Source organism: Paracoccus sp. SY (genome assembly GCF_002901215.1).
Lineage (GTDB): Bacteria > Pseudomonadota > Alphaproteobacteria > Rhodobacterales > Rhodobacteraceae > Paracoccus > Paracoccus acridae.
In genome coordinates, this window is the sequence record NZ_NWMQ01000010.1 from 58,349 (window position 1) to 75,088 (window position 16,740).

A 16,740-nucleotide genomic window follows, 5' to 3' on the forward strand; every position below is an offset into this window, starting at 1 on the left:
CGGTTGAACCATGGCAAAGGCCGCCGCGTTCAGTCATCAACGGTTTACAAAACTGCAATAACGTCGCACCAACCCGCTGTCAGACTTGTTTGCACCGCCCAGGATAGCCGATGGACACCACCCGGATCTCGCCGCTGTATCGGACAGCCTTGCGCGACAGCGATCACAGCCTGCCCGAAGGCCTGCGGCCCGAAACGGCGGCCCGGACCGACCATGCCTATGTCACGCTGGTGACCAATCCTGACTATCTGCCAGGGGCCGAGGCGCTGCTGCGGTCGCTGAAACTGACGGGAACGCGCGCGGATCTGGTGGTGATGCATCGCGGCCTTGGCCCGGCCCATCTGGCCCGGCTGCGCGCCCATGGCGCCCGGCTGATCGCCGCCGACCTTCTGCCCACGTCCGAGGCTTTCGACCGCGCCCATGCCCGCGATGCCCTGCACGCCCGCGCGGCCTTCACCCAAGGCGGCAAGCCCGATTTCCACACGCCCTTGGACAACTTCGTCAAGCTGCGGCTGTGGCAGCTTGACTATGACCGCTGCGTCTTCATCGACGCCGACGCCGTGGTGCTGCGCCCCGTGGAAAAGCTGTTCGATTTGCCCGAATTCTGCGCGGCGCCCAATGTCTATGACGGGCTGGACGGGTTCCACCGGATGAACTCGGGCGTCTTCACGGCGCGCCCCGACATCCGCACCTTCAACGCGATGATGGCGCATCTGGACCGGCCCGGCGTCTTCTGGCGCCGCACGGACCAGACCTTCCTGCAGGATTACTTCCCCGACTGGCACGGGCTGTCGATCCACCACAACATGCTGCAATATGTCTGGATGAACATGCCGGAATTGTGGAGCTGGGAAGACATCCGCATCCTGCATTTCCAATATGAAAAACCCTGGCAGGACCATGACAAGGCCCATCTGCTGCGCCCCTTGATCGACCTGTGGCGCGCCATCGCGGAAGGCCAGCCCGTGCCCGATCTGGCCGCCCAGGTCCGCCCGGCCGCCTGATGCGCATCGCGCTGACCGGCGCATCGGGCATCGTCGGCGGCTTCGTGCTGCAGGCGGCGCTGGCGGCGGGCCACCAGGTCACGCGGCTGGACCGCAGCACCGGCTTCCAGTTGGGCGATGCCCCCGATCTGTCGGACCAGGACGCCCTGATCCATTGCGCCTTCGCCCATGCCCCAGGCCGCTATCGCGGCGGCGAGGGGGACGACCCCGACAGCTTCCTGCGCCTGAACGGCGACGGCACCCGCCACCTGTTCGACGCGGCGGTCCGCGACAGGGTGGGCCGCATCGTCTTTCTGTCCTCGCGCGCGGTCCATGACGGCCATCCCCCGGGCGCCTCGCTGCCCGACGACCTGCCCGCTCGCCCGGTTAACCTTTACGGCCAGGTCAAGGCGGATGCCGAGGCTTACCTGACCACCCTTCCCGTGCCAGCAACCGCGATCCGGGCCACCGGCGTTTATGGACATCCCGGCAAATGGCGCGACCTGTTCGGCGATTTCCTGAACGGCCGCCCCATCCCGCCCCGCATCGCGACCGAGGTTCACGGAGAAGACCTGGCGCAGGCGATCCTGCTTCTGCTGGACAGAGACGACCCGCCCGCGCAGGTCAATTGCAGCGACTTGATCCTGGACCGACACGATCTGCTGGCCGAGGTGCAGGCGCTGACGGGCTGCCCGCACCCCCTGCCCGACCCGGCGGATCCGGCGCCCTTGCGGGTTCAGACCTGCGACCGCCTTCATGCGCTTGGCTGGAAGCCAGGTGGCCTTGCGAAACTGCGCGCCACCCTGCCCCATCTTCTGTGCTGAAATATCCTCGGGGGTAGGACGCCACAGGCGTCCGCAGGGGGTTGAAGACTCCCTGCCACCGCGGGACGCAATCAGGCGCGCCGTGCCAGGGCCCGCGCCCGCTTGCGCGGATCCGCATCGAACAGCGCGGCAAGCTGTTCGGTGATCGCCCCGGCCAACTGGTCGGCATCGGTGATCGTTACCGCGCGTTCATAATACCGCGTCACGTCATGGCCGATGCCGATCGCCAGCAGTTCGACCATCCGCTTCTTTTCCACCATGGCGATCACGTCGCGCAGGTGCTTTTCCAGGTAATTCGCCGGATTGACCGACAGGGTCGAATCATCGACCGGGGCACCGTCGGAAATCACCATCAGGATCTTGCGCGCCTCGGTCCGCCGGACCAGCCGCTTATGCGCCCATTCCAGCGCCTCGCCGTCGATGTTTTCCTTCAGCAACCCTTCCTTCATCATCAGCCCAAGGTTCGGCCGCACCCGCCGCCAGGGAGCATCGGCGGGCTTGTAGATGATGTGGCGCAGGTCGTTCAGCCGCCCCGGCTGCGCGGGACGGCCCGCCTGCAGCCAGGCCTCGCGCGATTGGCCGCCCTTCCAGGCGCGGGTCGTGAAGCCCAGGATCTCCACCTTGACGCTGCAGCGTTCCAAGGTGCGCGCCAGCACGTCGGCGCAGATCGCCGCGATGCTGATCGGACGGCCCCGCATGGACCCGGAATTGTCGATCAGCAGCGTCACCACCGTGTCGCGGAACTCGGTGTCCTTTTCCACCTTGAAAGACAGGGGCGTCGTCGGGTTCGCCACCACGCGCGCCAGGCGGCCGGCGTCCAGCACGCCTTCCTCCTTGTCGAATTCCCAGCTGCGGTTCTGCTGCGCCTGCAGGCGGCGCTGCAACTTGTTGGCCAGCCGCGACACCGCGCCGCGCAGGGGTTCAAGCTGCTTGTCCAGATAGGCGCGCAGGCGTTCCAGTTCGGCCGGATCGGCCAGATCCTCGGCCCGGATTTCCTCGTCCCATTGCTGGGCGAACACCTTGTAATCCGCGCTGGCTTCGCTGACCGGCGGCGGCAGGTCGGGCGGCGTTTCCGATTCCGGCATCTCGGCCTCGTCGGTCAGCTGCTCGTCGGACTGATCGTCCATGCTGACCTGGGCCTGCCGTTCGTCCTGCTGCTGTTCCTGCGAACGCTCGGGCGAGGCCTCGGCATCCTCGCTGTCGTCCTGGTCGCGCGACTGGTTGTCGCCGGCTTCCTCGTCCTGTTCGGCGTTCTCGCCGGCGTCGTCCTCGTCCGGCTGGTCGGGATCGTCGCCAAGCTGGTCGCCATAGCCCAGGTCGCTGATCACCTGCCGCGACAGGCGCGAGAACGCCGCCTGGTCGGCCAGAACCTCGTTCACATGGGACAGCGACCCGCCCGCCTGCTGTTCCACGAAGGGGCGCCACAGATCCGCCACATGCTGTGCTCCGGACGGCAGCGTGCGGCCGGTCGCCGCCTGTCGGACGATGTATCCGGCAGCCACCGCCAAGGGCGCGTCGGCAGGCGCCTTAATCTGGCCATAGCCCTTCTTGTCGGCATCCGCCCCGATGCGGGCGTCGATGTTGGACAAGGCCCCCGGCATGTCGCGCGCGCCAAGCGCCTCGCAACGCGCGGTTTCCATGGCCTCGTAAAGCTCTCGCGCCATGGGACCGGCGGGGGCGAAGCGGGCATGGGTCGCCGCGTCGTGATGGCGCAGGCGCATCGCCAAGGCATCGGCCGTGCCGCGCGCCTGCAGGACCTCGTCCCGGCCCATGCGGCGGCTGACCTGCGGCAGGCGCATGGTGTCGCCCGCCACGCCCGAGGGATCGGCGCTGAAGGTCACGTTCAACTCTCGGTCGCTGGCCAAGGCGCGGGTCGCCTCGGTCAGGGCCTTCTTGAAGGGATCGGCGGGGTTGTCGGACTTTTTCATGGCAATTTATAGACCACCGCCACGCGCCCCAGGCAAGGGCGCATGTGCAGGAATGCGGCACGGCCTGTGCGCCGCCGCCTGCGAAAAAGCTGAACCGCGCCTGCAAACAGGCGTTAGGCTGTCCGGGCCATTCCACATGAAAGGACATCTTCCATGAGCAAACCCCGCATCGGCGTCATCATCAGTTCCACCCGCGACAGCCGTTTCGCCGACAAGCCTGCGCAGTGGCTGATGGACAAGGTCAAGGACCATCCCGACCTGGAATTCGACCTGATCGACCTGCGCGACCAGAACCTGCCCTTCTTCAACGAAGCCGCGTCGAACCTGTGGATGCCCTCCAGCGACCCGAATGCGGTCGCCTGGCAGGAAAAGCTGGCAGGGTTCGACGGCTTTGTCTTTGTCGTGGCGGAATACAACCGGTCCATCACCGGGGCGCTGAAGAACGCCCTGGATCAGGCCTACAAGGAATGGAACCGCAAGCCCTTCAGTGCCCTGGCCTATGGCAGCATGGGTGGCGCGCGCGCCCTGGAACATCTGCGCCTGATCGGGATCGAGCTTCAGATGGTGCCCCTGCGCAACGCCGTCCATATCAGTGCGGGCGACTTCTTCAAGGTGTCGCCCCTGGGATCGGACGCCCCGATGAGCGAGATCGAGGGCAATCTGGAAGGCTCGCTGAAGGCGATGCTGGACGAACTGTCCTGGTGGGCCAAGACCCTGCAAACGGCGCGGGGCTGAAAGATCGCGGGCAGCATCCGCGGGGATGCTGCCCGTATATGGTTGGAAGTATCCGGTCAGAGCGGCGGGGTCAGAACCGGTCCAGATGGGCGTCGATGGCGGCGGCGATCTCGCGGCGGATCACGGCGCGCAGATTGGCCGAGAATCGCTGCCCAAGCTCTCCGTTCAGTTCCTCTTGCACCATCTCGCGCAGCAGTTCGCGGATGCTCTGTTCCTCGTCGTTCAGATCGGCCTCGGCCCTCATTTCGGCATCGAAAGCCTCGGCCTCGGCCGCCAGTTGGGCGACGGGATCGACGGCCACCGCCTGCAGGGGCAAAGCCCAGCCGGACAGACGCGGTTCGACGGGCTTCGCTTCGGTCATCTTGACCGGGGCAGGCTCATCAAGCTCGGGACGCATCCGCGCCTTCCAGTCGAAAGCCTCGGCGAAGTCGTCGCCATCGTCTGCCAGATCCTCGACCGCCTGCTGGAAGCTGGTCGGCATGGCCGGACGCACCGGAACGGGTTCGGGTTCCACCTGCGGCGCGGCATCACGCGTCTCGGGGCGCAACCAGGACCGCCAGCCAGAGGCCTTGGGCGCCTCGGGTTCCTCGACCCGCCGCTCGGCCTCCAGCCGCAGGGGCGACGTGTTCGCCACGGGCGCGGCGTCGGGTCTGGCCCTCAGGATGAATTGGGGGATGGCGGGTGCTTCGGCACGTTCCGGTTCGACAGGGGCCGGGGCGGGACGGGCGACCGATTCGACCATCTGCCGCGCCAGCGCCGCATTGCCGCCATAGCGGCGGGCCAGGAATTCGCCCGCGTCGTCGCGGACCACGTCGCCCCGCCCGGACCGGATATTGTCGCGCGCCGAACTGAGCGCGTCGTCATCGGCGATCATGCGCCGGATGGCTGTCAGGACATCGCCGATGTCTTCCGACAGGCGGGCGGCGTTCTGGGAAAAGCGGGGGTCAGCCATGGTACCCCCCGCCGTTCAGATCATCAGTCGCGCCCGATTGCGCGCAGCACGCGGTCGAGGCTTTCGCCCTGCTTGCTGGTATAAGGCGCGTCGCGCACGGCGTTGTAATACTGCGAAGGGTCATATGTCGGAATCCCCAGGTTCAGGTGTTCTACCGTAAGACGACCCATAGCAGCCAGAAGTTGATAATGTGCTAACTGGAGATTGGCTTCCGCAGTGATCCTGTCAGCCCGCGCCTCGAGCAGCGCCTGTTCGGCATCCAGCACGTCAAGGGTGGTGCGGGCGCCAAGCGCCGCTTCCTCGCGGACCCCGTTATAGGCCTGCTGTGCCGCTGCGATCTGTTCGTCGATGGCGCCGATCTGCGCGCGGGCGACCGAGATGTTGGCCCAGGTGACGCCGACAAGCTCGCTGATCTGGCGGGACACGTTCAGCAGGCTTGCCCGCGCCTGGTCGCGAACCGCCATGGCGCGACGATGGGCGGCGGGCAGGCGCCCCCCCGAATAGATGGTCTGGTTCAGTTCCAGACCCACCGAGGCGCTGTTGCGGTTGTCGTAATCCTGCGTGAACTGCTGGGGGCTGCGGGTTATCCCTGCGCCGATGTTTCCCGACAAGGACGGATTGCGTTCGGCCGCGGCCTGGGCGACGCCCAGCTCGGCCACCGCGGCCTGACGTTGCGCCTGTGCGATCAGCGGGTGATTGCGCTGACCGATCGCACGCGCCTCGTCCACCGAGGCAGGCAGGTTCGGCAGCGGAGGGGGTGGGTCGAGTTCGCCCGGAAAGCGCCCCGTCACCGCCAGATAGCGTTCGCGCGCGACTTCCAGATCCCCCTGCGCGGCGGCAAGCCCAGCCTGGGTTTGCGCCAACTGGGCATCCGCTTGCGCCACATCCGTCACGGTGATCTCGCCCACGTCGAATCGGTCCTGCGCCGCCTGCCGTTCACTGGACAGCACCTCGACCGAGTTCTGTTGCAGCGCGACCCGCAAGGTCGCCTCCTGAATGTCGAAATAGGCGCTTGTCGCGTCCAGAAGGACGTCCTGCTCGACCGAGACAAGCCCCTGGCGCACGGCCAGGACCTGTTCCTTGGCTGCATCGATCGCCAACTGGGATCGTCCCCAGTCGTAAAGGAGAATCTGGGCGCCGATCTGCAAGGTGGTGTTTCGCGCCGTGACGTAATCGGTCGTGCCTTCGCTGCGGCTGATCGTATGGCTGGCGGTCCATTGGACGATCGGGCGCAGGGCGGCGATGGCTGCGGCCACGTCTTCGTCGGCGGCACGCAGCACGGCGCGGTTCTGTTCGATCAGGGCGGAATGACGATAGGCCGCTACCATCGTGTCGGCCAGGGATTCGGCCTTCGCCCCCTGGGCGCCAAGGGCGATCAGGGCTGCGAATGCAACCCCGGAAAGGACGCCGCGCCCCCTCACAGCGAAAAACTCCGGGCACGCAGGAAGCCAGGCAGCAATGGCGCCCCTGCGTTGAAGCCATAGCGCCAGACGATCCGGCCCCCGAGGCAATGGCCGATGCGGGCGACGCCAAGCGCCCCTTCCAGGAACAGCGCGGCAATCCGCCCGCCTTCCTTCAGTTGCGACAGGATCGCCTCGGGCACATCCTCGACGCCGCCATTGATGAGAATCGCGTCATAGGGGGCCTGCCTGGGCGCCCCTTCGGCCAGGGGGGCATTCAGGACGGCCACGTTGAAGACGCCCGCCTCGTTCAGGCGGCGTTCGGCCTCGGCGGCCATCTCGGCGCTTTCCTCGATGGCGACCACGGTCTGCACCAGGCGCGCCAGCACGGCCGAGGAATAGCCATAGCCGCAACCCAGATCCATGACCATGTCGCCGGGCTGCAGATCCAGCATGTCGATCATCTTGCCCAGGGTTCGCGGCTCCAGCAGCACCCGGCCGCCGCCCAGATCCAGGTTCTCGCCCGAATAGGCGACGGCCCGGCGCGAAGGGGGCACGAAATCTTCCATCGGGACCGACAGCATGGCTTCGATCACGGGGAATTTGGTGACGTCGTTGGGGCGAACCTGCGTGTCCACCATCATGGTGCGCCGCGCGGCGAAATCGCTCATCTTTGGGAACCTCTGCGAGCCGTTTCACGCTTATTGCCACGATTTCGGACCTCTCGCAACGCTGCACGTTCCCCGCTTGCAAGCGGTGCGCCGATCATTTATGCGATGCGAACCTCGACGGCGGCGGGTTGGCGGAGAGGTTACGCAGCGGATTGCAAATCCGTGAAGACCGGTTCGATTCCGGTACCCGCCTCCAAGGTTCCCCAGACTTGCCGGAAATGCCTTCTGTCAGCCTTTCGCCTGACGGCGCAGGCGCACGGAAAGCTGCCATGGCGTGCCATAGGTCAGCCACAGCGCGGAAACCCACCACAGCGCCACCATCGCCCAGACATCGACGGCCATCCGGCGCAGGATCCCTTGGTCAGCGGGGTTCATCTGGAAGGCGTCGCCCAGGACCGACAGCAGCACGCAGGCGAGGAAGGAAAACAGCCCGCCCCGGCCGATCTGTTGCAAGGCCACGCCCAGGCGGCTGGCGGCCATGCGTTCCATGATGCCGGCCAGGGGAACGGCGACCAGCCAGCTTGCGCCCATGATCGCCATGTAGCGGGTGCCGTCCAGGTCCCACTTGCCGATCTCGCCCCCATAGATCAGGCGCAGCGCGTCGCGGAAGGCCAGCGCGGGTTCGCCGATCTTGGCGCCGATGATGATCGCGGTGCCGAACAGGAACATGCCCGTGGACAGGACCGTCAGCAGTTTCCGGTGTTCCATCAGCACCGGCATCGCCTGCTTGCGGAACAGGCCCATCGCGATGCCCGAAAAGAACAGCATCTGCCAGCCGAAGGGGTTGAACAGCAACCCGCCAAGCCGGTGGTTGGGCACAAAGGCGTTCAGCACCGGGGCAAAGCACCACAGCGAAAACGAGGCCGCCGCAAAGCCCAGCGGATAGCGCAGCAACAGCGGCACCACAAAGGGAACCGAGGCCAGCAGGATCACATAGACGGCCAGCACATCGAGCAGGTTCGGCTGCAACCACATCGTCGCCAGCACGCCGAAGAAGCCGATCGGGTTTTCGATCACCCAGACCGCATATTGGTGCCAGATCGCCGTGTGGTCCATGTCCAGCGCCAGCAGCCCGGCCGAGACCAGCGCCATCAGCATCCCGCCGAATACCAGGGCGCGCCAGACCTCGAAGGCGCGGCGGGCGAAACGCCATTGCGCCGCGCGGCGGCCCTGCTTTGTCTCGACCGACTGCCAGACCATGCCGACCAGGAAGCCCGACAGCAGCACGAACAATTCCGCCGCGTCGAAGATCGAGAAATTCGCCAGCGTAAAGGACCGCAGTTCGGAAACCGGCATGTGGTCCAGCATGATGCAGACCAGCGCGTAGCCGCGCAGCATATCCAACGCGATAAGACGCTTCATGAGGGAAGGACGCTCCATTGCCGCAGCAGGGCGGGGTCGGACACCAGCGCGTCGGTTTCGTCGCGGGTCAGGTAATCCAGCGCCTGTGTCCTGCTGCCTGCATGGGTGATCTTGGCGCCCGCAGTGATGCGGTGCAGGCGCTTGTCTTCCGGCAATGCAGGGTCATCGGGCAACAGCGCGATGTGGCGGTCGATCCGGTCGGGCTGTCCGCCGAAGCGCAACAGATCCGTCGCGCCCTTCAGGGGGCGGGGCATGGACCGGACCACGGCGCTGGCATCGGACAGGATCGCGGGCGGGTCGCGTTCCTCGGGGGTGACCAGCAGCCCGCGCATCCGCGCCCAGCGACCGAAGACCGGGCTTGCCGAATAGCGCGAGGTCACGGGCGACAGGATCAGCCCGGCCAGGATCGGCGACAGCCAGATCAGCTGCGCGGGCGAGAACTGCGCCAGCACGATCAGCGTGCCGATGCCCAGCAGCACATGCCCCCAGTGCCGCGAAATGACGACGTTCCAGTCGGGCATCGACCCGGCACGCACCTGGGCGTTCCAGCCGCTGTCGCGACCGCGCAGGATTTCATAGATCTGGCGGGTCTGGATCAACATCTGCACGGGGGCGATCAGGGCCGACAGCAGGATCTCGAACAGGGAACTGGCGAAGATCCGCACCGGGCCGCCGGAATTGCGCGCCAGGGGCCGCAGCCAGGCGCGGAAGGTCGCGATCAGCTTGGGCAGCAGCAGAAGCGCCATGGACACCACGAACAGCCACAGCATCCGGCGGGAGTCGAAGACCGGCCAGTCGGGGAACAGCTGATAGGCGTTCGGGAAATATTCCGGCGTGGACAGCAGCACCGTGGCCGACAGGACCAGCCCGACCAGGATCAGGGCCAGCCACAGCGGGCTCATCAGGAAGCCCAGGATGCCGATGGTGAAATGCGCAAGCGTCACGGCCCGCGCGCCACGCATGCCGAACAGGCGGGAATGCTGCAGGTTGCCCTGCGCCCAGCGTCGTTCGCGCACGGCCATGTCCAGAAGCGTCGGCGGGCAGCCCTCGAAGCTGCCGCGCAGGTCATGGTCAAGGCGGACCTTCCAGCCGGCGCGGCACAGCGCCGCCGCCTCGACGAAGTCGTGCGACAGGATGGTCCCGCCAAAGGGCGGCCTGCCGGGCAAGCGCGGCAACCCGCAAGACCGCGCAAAGGCAGGCAGGCGGATGATGGCGTTGTGGCCCCAGAAATTGCCGGTATCGCCCGACCAGGCCGACACCCCGCGCGCGATCATCGGGCCATAGACGCGACCCGCGAATTGCGTCAGGCGGGCGAAGATCGTCTCGCCCCCGACCAGGATCGGCATGGTCTGGATCAGCGCCAGCCGGGGATCGGCGTTCATCCGCGCGGACAATTCGCGAATGGTGGCGCCGGTCATGATGCTGTCGGCGTCCAGGACGACCATCTGGTCGTAGCGCCCGCCCCAGCGACGGATGAAGTCACCGATGTTGCCGGTCTTGCGGTCCTCGTTGGTGATGCGGCGGCGATACCAGATGGGCAGGGGCGACATCTTGCGCGCCGCGTCGATCACCATCGTCTCGTTCACGGCGATCACCGGGTCGCGGCTGTCGGACAGCACGAAGATCTCGGCCCGATGGGCCATGCCCTCGCGTTCCAGTTCCCGGGCAAGCGCGGTCAGCAGGCCAATGCTTTTCTGCGCATCCTCGTGATAGATGGGCATGACGACGGCCAGGCGCGCGTCGTTCGGTCCCTGCGGCGTCGTCAGGCGAGGTGCGAACAGCCCGGCCAACACGTTGCAGAACGAAAACCCGACCCAGGCGAAGGTCGGCACGAACAGCACCAGCAGCGCCCATTGCATCGGCGTCGGGCTGTCGCCGAAGGTCCGCAGCATCTGCTGGAACCCGATGATGGCGATGGCCGCCGTGCCGCCGAACGCCACCAGCCGCGCCATCCAGACGCGCCAGCCGTTGCGCAGGCGCGGAAAGGCCAGTTCGGGCCGCGTGCGGAAATCCTGCACCGGCATGGCCAGTGGCGATTCGGGCGGGGTCGCGGGCATCTGTGCCAGATCTGCGGTACGCGGTTCGGCCAGGCTCATGCGGTCCAGCGTGCAAGCCAGGTTTCGCTTTGCGCCACGCCCTCCGGGCTGACCAGCACGGCCTGAAGGTCAGCCAGCGTGGCGTTGCCCGGTTCGAATTCGAAGGCAAGGCGCAGCACCCCCTGATCCACAAGGGGCTTGAGATAGGCATGAACGATGGTCCCGGCCGAGGTCGTGACCTTGGATTCCGGCATGGCGTCCGAAAACAGCGACAGGTCGAAATCGACGATCACGCTGCGCGTGGCCTGCGAATTGATCGAACGACCGCTGCGGACCTGTCGCACCTTTGCCAGGGGAAGGTCGTTGGCAGGCAGCGGCGCGAAGATCAGCCGATACTGGAATTCATGGCGCTTGTCCTTCGTCAGCGGTTCCTTGGGCACCCAATAGCTGACGATGTTGTCGTTGAACTCGTTCTCGACGGGGATTTCGACAAGGCGCACCTCGCCCTCGCCCCAGTTGCCCTCGGGCTCGATCCAGGCCGAGGGGCGCAGGTGATACAGCGCCTCGGCGTCCTGATAATCGTCGAAGTCGCGGCTGCGCTGGACAAGGCCGAAGCCGCGCGGATTGTTGTCCACGAAGGACGAGATCTGCAGGGTCTTGTGCGCGCCAAGCGTGCGCCACAGCGCCTGGCCCGCGCCGGTATGCATCTGCAGGCCGTCGCTGTCATGGACGGCGGGGCGATAGTCGTCCACCTCGCGGCGGCTGGCCGGTCCGAACCAGAACATCGAGGTCAGGGGCGCCAGCCCGGTGTTCTGAAGATCGACACGCGGGAACAGCGCCACGCGCGTGCGCACCATTGTCATGGCGCCAGGATTGACGTCGAACTGAAAGGCGCCTGCCACCGACTTGCTGTCCAGCAGCGCATGGATGCGCACCCAGCCCGATCCTTCCGCCGGTTCCTGGATCCAGAAATCCGTGAACAGCGGGAATTCCTCGCCATCGGGGCTGCCGGTCTTGATCGCCAGCCCGCGCGCCGACAGGCCATAGATCGTGCCGCGCGCCACGGCGCGGAAATAGGTGGCGCCCTGGAAGACCAGGAACTCGTCCATCACCCCGGGCCGGTTCAGGATCGTGCGCAGCCGGAAACCCGACCAACCCATGTTCCCTTTGGTTTGCAGATCCGCGCCGTCGGGAAATTGCGACGGGTCGAATTCCAGCATCGCCGGGTCGAATTCCAGGCGATGCGGCACGCCGTCGCGGACGATGCTGATGTTCACCGGCTCATAGAAGATCGCGCCGGGCGGAAGCAGGTCCATCCCGAACATGGGATTGCCCGCGAAGGGATCATGGTCGCGGCGGAACCGGATGCCGCGATACTGGTCATAGGTCAGGTTGGCGAAGCTGCCCACCTGTTCGGCCACCGGCTGTTCATAGACGCGTGTGGCGCGTTCCGCAGCCAGGGATGCGACCTCCTCGAACCCGAATGTCGTCGTGGGGGCGGGCGGAGGAGTGTTTACCTCACCCTCGGCTGGTGCCGCCCCGTCCGGTGCTGTCTGCGCCTGCGCAGGAACGGCCATGAACGACCCTCCTGCGGCCAAGGCTGTGGCTGCGTTGAGAAAATGACGGCGTTTCATATCGGGTGATGGTTGCCAAAAACCGTTTCATTATAAGGATGCCGCGCTGCCGCAGCAAGGCGCAAGCCGAAGGTGGCAGGACCGGCCGGACCGCTGCAGGGGCCGGGACACTGCCCGGTTTCGCGGCTTTCCGCCTATTGATGCGCCAGCCATTCGGTGATGGGGCGGCGCAGGTTCGGCATCCCCGAATCCAGCCCCTCGTCGATCAGGCGGCGCAGATCCGCGATCGAGACGCGGCGGATCAGGTGCTTGACCGGGCCGATCGAGGCCGGGCGCATCGACAGCCGCCGGATCCCCAGGGCGGCAAAGGTCAGCGCCTCGACCGGGCGGCCCGCATCCTCGCCGCAGAAGGACAGGGGCACCCGCGCCTCCTCGCAGCGCGCGATGATCTGGCGCAGCATCAGCAGGAAGGACGAGTTCAGCGTGTCATAGCGCCGCCGCACCCGCTCGTTTTCCCGGTCGGCGGCAAAGAAGAACTGCTTGAGGTCGTTGCCCCCGATCGAGATGAAGTCGCACATCTCGAAGAACTTCCGGGGCGCGAAGGCCAGCGACGGCGTTTCCAGCATCGCGCCCACGCGGATGTCGGTGGGCATCGGATGGCCCAGCCGCTGTTCGCGCGACAGTTCCTGCATCAGGATCTTGTAGGCGGCCTCGTATTCGGCAAGGTCGGCGATGAAGGGGAACATGACGTGCAGCGGCCGCCCCACGGATGCGCGGATCAGCGCCTGCAACTGCATCCGCAGCACGCCGCGCTTGTCCAGGCCCACGCGGATCGCGCGCCAGCCCATCGCCGGGTTCGGTTCGTCCTGCGGCTTCATATAGGGCAGGACCTTGTCGGACCCGATATCCAGGGTGCGGAACATCACCGGCTTGCCCTGGGCGTTGTCCATCACGCGGCGGTAAAGCTCGGCCAGCTCGCCCCTGCGGGGGACGTGGTTGCGGATCAGGAACTGCAACTCGGTGCGGAACAGGCCCACGCCCTCGGCCCCCGATCCCGCCAGCGACGGCAGGTCGGCCATCAGCCCCGCATTCATGTAAAGCTGGACCGTCGTGCCGCAGGTGCCGATCGCGGGCAGGCCGCGCAGGCTGGCATAACGGTTCTGCGCCTCGGCCTGCATGGCGATCTTGTCCAGGAAGGCCTTGTGGACCGACTCCTCGGGGCGCAGGTGGACGATGCCCTGGTCGCCATCGACCAGGATCGTGTCGCCGTTCAATGCCTCGGTCGTGATCCGGGGCGCGTGGATGACCAGCGGGATCGCCAGCGCGCGGGCCACGATGGCCGCGTGGCTGCCCACGGACCCGTCCTCCAGCACGACACCCTTCAGGCGGCGGCCGTATTCCAGCAGTTCGGCCGGGCCGATGTTGCGGGCGACCAGGATCGGGTTGTCGGGCATCTCGGCCCCGGTATCGGCCCCCTGCCCGGTCAGGATGCGCAAAAGCCGGTTCGACAGGTCGTCCAGATCGTGCAGCCGTTCGCGCAGATAGGGATCGGCGGCCATTTCCAGCCGGGCGCGGGCGGCGGATTGTTCCTTTTCCACCGCGGCCTCGGCCGACAGGCCCAGAAGGATGTCTTCCTCCATCCGCCGCAACCAGCTGCGCGAATGGGCGAACATCCGATAGGTTTCCAGCACGGCCTGGTGTTCGCCCTCGCCGCCCATGTCGGCGGCGGCGACCATCCTGTCCACGGTGCTGCGCAGCATGTCCACGCCTTCATGCAGCCGCACGAGTTCCCGGTCGGGATCGTCGCCGACCGGGTTGGTGACGACCACGCGCGCCTCGTGCAGCCAGACACGGCCCTCGGCCGCGCCTTCCTGCCCGGTCCCGCCCCGGATCATCAGCGGAAAGCGGTGCTTGGGGGGCAGGCTGTCGGACTGGCTGCCCTGGAAGGCGCCCAGTTCGGTCATCTCGGCCAGCACCATGGCCACGACTTCCAGGCCATAGATCTCGTCTTCGGAAAACAGCCGCGCCTCGCGGCACTGCACGACCAGCACGCCCAGCCTCTCGCCGACCCGCTGGATCGGCACGCCCAGGAAGCTTGGAAACACCTCCTCGCCGGTTTCGGGCATGAAGCGGAAGCCCGGTTCGGACGGCGCGTCGGCGGTATTGACGTTGCGCCCCGTGCGGGCGACGCGGCCCACCAGCCCCTCGCCCAAGCGCAGGCGGGTGCGGTGCACGGATTCGGGGCGCAGCCCTTCGGTGGCGCACAGCTCCAGGGTGTCGGCATCGCGGAACAGATAGATCGAGCAGACCTGCGTGCCCATCGAATCGGCGATGTGATGGGTGATCTGGTCCAGACGGTCCTGGCCGCCGCCGGGGGCAGCCAGGATTTCCTTCAACCGTTGCAACAGCTTGCGCGAGTCGCTGTCCTTGCGGTCTTGCATCGCCTGCCTGCCCTGCTTTGCGATTGCCCAGCAGATGCCGTCCGGCACGCTGCCCTTGGGATGTCAGGCCGCTTCCAGGCCAAAGGCATCATGCAGCGCCTGCACGGCCAGTTCCATATATTTGCGGTCGATCAGCACCGAAATCTTGATCTCGCTGGTGGAGATGACCTTGATGTTGACGTTTTCATCGGCAAGCGCCTTGAACATGCGGGCCGCAACGCCCGTATGGCTGCGCATCCCGATGCCCACGACCGACACCTTGGCGACCTCGGTGTCCACGACCAGTTCGTCATAGGCGATCTGGCCGGCGGCCTTGGCTTCCTCCATCGCCCGCTTGGCGCGATCGACCTGGTTGATCGGAACCGAGAAGGTCATGTCCGTCACCGAACCGGGATGATCCTCATAGTCCTTTTCGGAAATGTTCTGGACGATCATGTCCACGTTCACACCCGCATCCGCCAGGGGCGCGAAGATGGCGGCGGAAATGCCGGGCCGGTCCTCGACCGTGACCAGGGTGATCTTGGCTTCATCGCGCGACGAGGCGACGCCGTTGACGACTTTCGATTCCATGATTTCCTCCTCGGCACAGATGAGGGTGCCCGAATTCTCGTCCGTATCCTCGAACGAGGACAGCACGCGCAGACGCACCTTGTAACGCATGGCCAGTTCCACCGACCGGGTTTGCAGGACCTTGGCGCCCAGGGAGGCCAGTTCCAGCATCTCCTCGAAGGCGATCCTGTCCAGCTTGCGGGCCTTGGTGGTGATGCGCGGGTCGGTCGTATAGACACCGTCCACGTCGGTATAGATGTCGCAGCGTTCGGCGCCGAAGGCCGCGGCAAAGGCCACGGCGGTCGTGTCCGACCCGCCCCGGCCCAGCGTGGTGATGCGCCCGTCCGGGCCGATGCCCTGGAAGCCCGCGACAACCGCGACCTTGAAGCCTTCGGCGAATTTCTGGTCGATATTGGCGCGCGGGATTTCGACGAAACGCGCCGCCGAATGCTGCGCGGTGGTGTTGATCGGCACCTGCCAGCCCTGCCAGGACCGCGCGGGCACGCCCATTTCCTGCAGCGTCAGGGCCATCAGGCCGGCCGTCACATTCTCGCCCGAGCTGACCACCGCGTCGTATTCGCGCGCGTCGAACAGGGGCGAGGTCTGTTCGACCCAGCCGACCAGTTCGTTGGTCTTGCCGGACATGGCGCTGACGATGACGATCACGTCATAGCCGCGATCGACCTCTCGCTGCACCTTCTGGGCGGCGTTCTTGATGCGGTCAAGGTCCGCGACCGAGGTGCCGCCGAATTTCATCACCAGAAGCGGCATCGCGGGCCTCCAGCCAAGGGTTTCTGTCGGCGCGGTGTTTAGGGGCGGGGTGACGAAAGGGCAAGGGCGGAAAGAAGGGCCGACGCGCCTGCCCCACGATCAGTTCGTCTTCTGGCGCGGGATGAACGGCAAGGGCGCGACCGGCACGCCTTCCTCGATCAGCTTGCGGGCTTCCTCGATCTTCGCCTCGCCGTGGATTGCGCGCGCGGGACTGCGGCCTTCGTGCATGGCGCGCGCCTCGTCCACGAACTTCAGGCCGACATAGTCGCTGTTCGCCTCGACCTGCTGGCGAAGGGCGTGCAGCGCGGCCTCGGCCGGGGTCATGGCGGTGTCCTCTTTTTTCGCGGCAGGCACGGCAGGGGCCATCAGCGACTTTTCGACCTTGGCCGATCCGCAGTGCATGCAGGACACATGACCGGCCGCGCGCGTCGTCTCGAACGCCTCGGACGAACGGAACCAGCCGTCGAAATCATGGCCCTGGTCACAACGCAAAGCATAGCGGATCATCGGTCGA

13 protein-coding genes and 1 tRNA gene are annotated in these 16,740 nt (G+C 66.4%); 4 read left to right on the plus strand and 10 right to left on the minus strand.

Translation table 11 applies throughout. The annotated features are described in order from the left end of the window. Window positions 1-110: 110 nt before the first annotated feature. Entirely contained in the window at window positions 111-1,004 is an 894-nt protein-coding gene (locus CK944_RS10265; RefSeq protein ID WP_146038639.1) for a glycosyltransferase, read from the plus strand. Further along, on the plus strand, window positions 1,004-1,807 hold the full coding sequence (locus CK944_RS10270) for an NAD(P)-dependent oxidoreductase (RefSeq protein ID WP_103172974.1): 804 nt from the start codon (window positions 1,004-1,006) through the stop codon (window positions 1,805-1,807). The genes CK944_RS10265 and CK944_RS10270 overlap by 1 nt, the downstream gene beginning before the upstream one ends. A gap of 71 nt (window positions 1,808-1,878) precedes the next feature. Here the strand turns inward: CK944_RS10270 and cobT are convergent, their stop codons facing one another. After that, entirely contained in the window at window positions 1,879-3,735 is a 1,857-nt protein-coding gene (gene cobT / locus CK944_RS10275; protein ID WP_103172975.1) for a cobaltochelatase subunit CobT, read from the minus strand. Between the two features lie 153 nt (window positions 3,736-3,888). Between cobT and CK944_RS10280 the strand changes: the two genes are divergently transcribed. Next, entirely contained in the window at window positions 3,889-4,470 is a 582-nt protein-coding gene (locus CK944_RS10280) for an NADPH-dependent FMN reductase (protein WP_103172976.1), read from the plus strand. Window positions 4,471-4,540: 70 nt separating this feature from the next. Here the strand turns inward: CK944_RS10280 and CK944_RS10285 are convergent, their stop codons facing one another. Genes CK944_RS10285 through CK944_RS10295 form a run of 3 tightly spaced genes read right to left on the minus strand, consistent with a single transcriptional unit; the run spans window position 4,541 to window position 7,493 of the window. After that, window positions 4,541-5,422 carry a hypothetical protein gene (locus CK944_RS10285; RefSeq protein WP_103172977.1) on the minus strand — a complete coding sequence of 294 codons (882 nt, stop codon included), beginning with the start codon at window positions 5,420-5,422 and terminating at the stop codon, window positions 4,541-4,543. Window positions 5,423-5,445: 23 nt separating this feature from the next. Continuing rightward, a complete protein-coding gene (locus tag CK944_RS10290) occupies window positions 5,446-6,843 on the minus strand; it encodes a TolC family outer membrane protein (protein ID WP_103172978.1) in 1,398 nt (465 codons plus the stop codon). Continuing rightward, window positions 6,840-7,493, minus strand: a complete 654-nt coding sequence (locus CK944_RS10295; protein WP_103172979.1) for a protein-L-isoaspartate O-methyltransferase — start codon at window positions 7,491-7,493, stop codon at window positions 6,840-6,842. Before CK944_RS10295 ends, CK944_RS10290 begins: the two co-directional genes overlap by 4 nt. A gap of 122 nt (window positions 7,494-7,615) precedes the next feature. On the opposite strand from CK944_RS10295, the gene CK944_RS10300 reads away from it, so the two are divergent. Then, window positions 7,616-7,689: transfer RNA gene (locus tag CK944_RS10300), tRNA-Cys, on the plus strand. Window positions 7,690-7,721: 32 nt separating this feature from the next. Here the strand turns inward: CK944_RS10300 and opgC are convergent. The 6 genes from opgC to CK944_RS10330 all read right to left on the minus strand — a co-directional run bounded on the left by opgC (window position 7,722) and on the right by CK944_RS10330 (window position 16,733). After that, complete coding sequence (gene opgC / locus CK944_RS10305; RefSeq protein WP_103172980.1) at window positions 7,722-8,855, minus strand: OpgC domain-containing protein; 1,134 nt, start codon at window positions 8,853-8,855, stop codon at window positions 7,722-7,724. After that, the gene (gene mdoH, locus CK944_RS10310; RefSeq protein WP_103172981.1) at window positions 8,852-10,951 is read right to left on the minus strand and encodes a glucans biosynthesis glucosyltransferase MdoH; all 2,100 of its coding nucleotides are present in this window, start codon (window positions 10,949-10,951) and stop codon (window positions 8,852-8,854) included. The genes opgC and mdoH overlap by 4 nt, the downstream gene beginning before the upstream one ends. Beyond that, on the minus strand, window positions 10,948-12,468 hold the full coding sequence (locus tag CK944_RS10315; protein WP_239986033.1) for a glucan biosynthesis protein: 1,521 nt from the start codon (window positions 12,466-12,468) through the stop codon (window positions 10,948-10,950). Before CK944_RS10315 ends, mdoH begins: the two co-directional genes overlap by 4 nt. 191 nt (window positions 12,469-12,659) lie before the next feature. Next, window positions 12,660-14,906, minus strand: a complete 2,247-nt coding sequence (gene ptsP, locus CK944_RS10320; protein ID WP_103173039.1) for a phosphoenolpyruvate--protein phosphotransferase — start codon at window positions 14,904-14,906, stop codon at window positions 12,660-12,662. Window positions 14,907-14,969: 63 nt separating this feature from the next. After that, window positions 14,970-16,226: an aspartate kinase gene (locus CK944_RS10325; protein WP_103172983.1), complete on the minus strand. Its 1,257-nt coding sequence runs from the start codon at window positions 16,224-16,226 to the stop codon at window positions 14,970-14,972. A gap of 99 nt (window positions 16,227-16,325) precedes the next feature. Next, a complete protein-coding gene (locus tag CK944_RS10330; protein WP_103172984.1) occupies window positions 16,326-16,733 on the minus strand; it encodes a DUF1178 family protein in 408 nt (135 codons plus the stop codon). Between the last annotated feature and the right edge of the window lie 7 nt (window positions 16,734-16,740).

Coding starts and splice junctions, on each gene's coding strand:
- CK944_RS10265 (WP_146038639.1), top strand. CDS start 111: ATGGACACCACCCGGATCTCGCCGCTGTATCGGACAGCCTTGCGCGAC.
- CK944_RS10270 (WP_103172974.1), top strand. CDS start 1,004: ATGCGCATCGCGCTGACCGGCGCATCGGGCATCGTCGGCGGCTTCGTG.
- cobT (WP_103172975.1), bottom strand. CDS start 3,735: ATGAAAAAGTCCGACAACCCCGCCGATCCCTTCAAGAAGGCCCTGACC.
- CK944_RS10280 (WP_103172976.1), top strand. CDS start 3,889: ATGAGCAAACCCCGCATCGGCGTCATCATCAGTTCCACCCGCGACAGC.
- CK944_RS10285 (WP_103172977.1), bottom strand. CDS start 5,422: ATGGCTGACCCCCGCTTTTCCCAGAACGCCGCCCGCCTGTCGGAAGAC.
- CK944_RS10295 (WP_103172979.1), bottom strand. CDS start 7,493: ATGAGCGATTTCGCCGCGCGGCGCACCATGATGGTGGACACGCAGGTT.
- opgC (WP_103172980.1), bottom strand. CDS start 8,855: ATGAAGCGTCTTATCGCGTTGGATATGCTGCGCGGCTACGCGCTGGTC.
- mdoH (WP_103172981.1), bottom strand. CDS start 10,951: ATGAGCCTGGCCGAACCGCGTACCGCAGATCTGGCACAGATGCCCGCG.
- CK944_RS10315 (WP_239986033.1), bottom strand. CDS start 12,468: ATGGCCGTTCCTGCGCAGGCGCAGACAGCACCGGACGGGGCGGCACCA.
- ptsP (WP_103173039.1), bottom strand. CDS start 14,906: ATGCAAGACCGCAAGGACAGCGACTCGCGCAAGCTGTTGCAACGGTTG.
- CK944_RS10325 (WP_103172983.1), bottom strand. CDS start 16,226: ATGCCGCTTCTGGTGATGAAATTCGGCGGCACCTCGGTCGCGGACCTT.
- CK944_RS10330 (WP_103172984.1), bottom strand. CDS start 16,733: ATGATCCGCTATGCTTTGCGTTGTGACCAGGGCCATGATTTCGACGGC.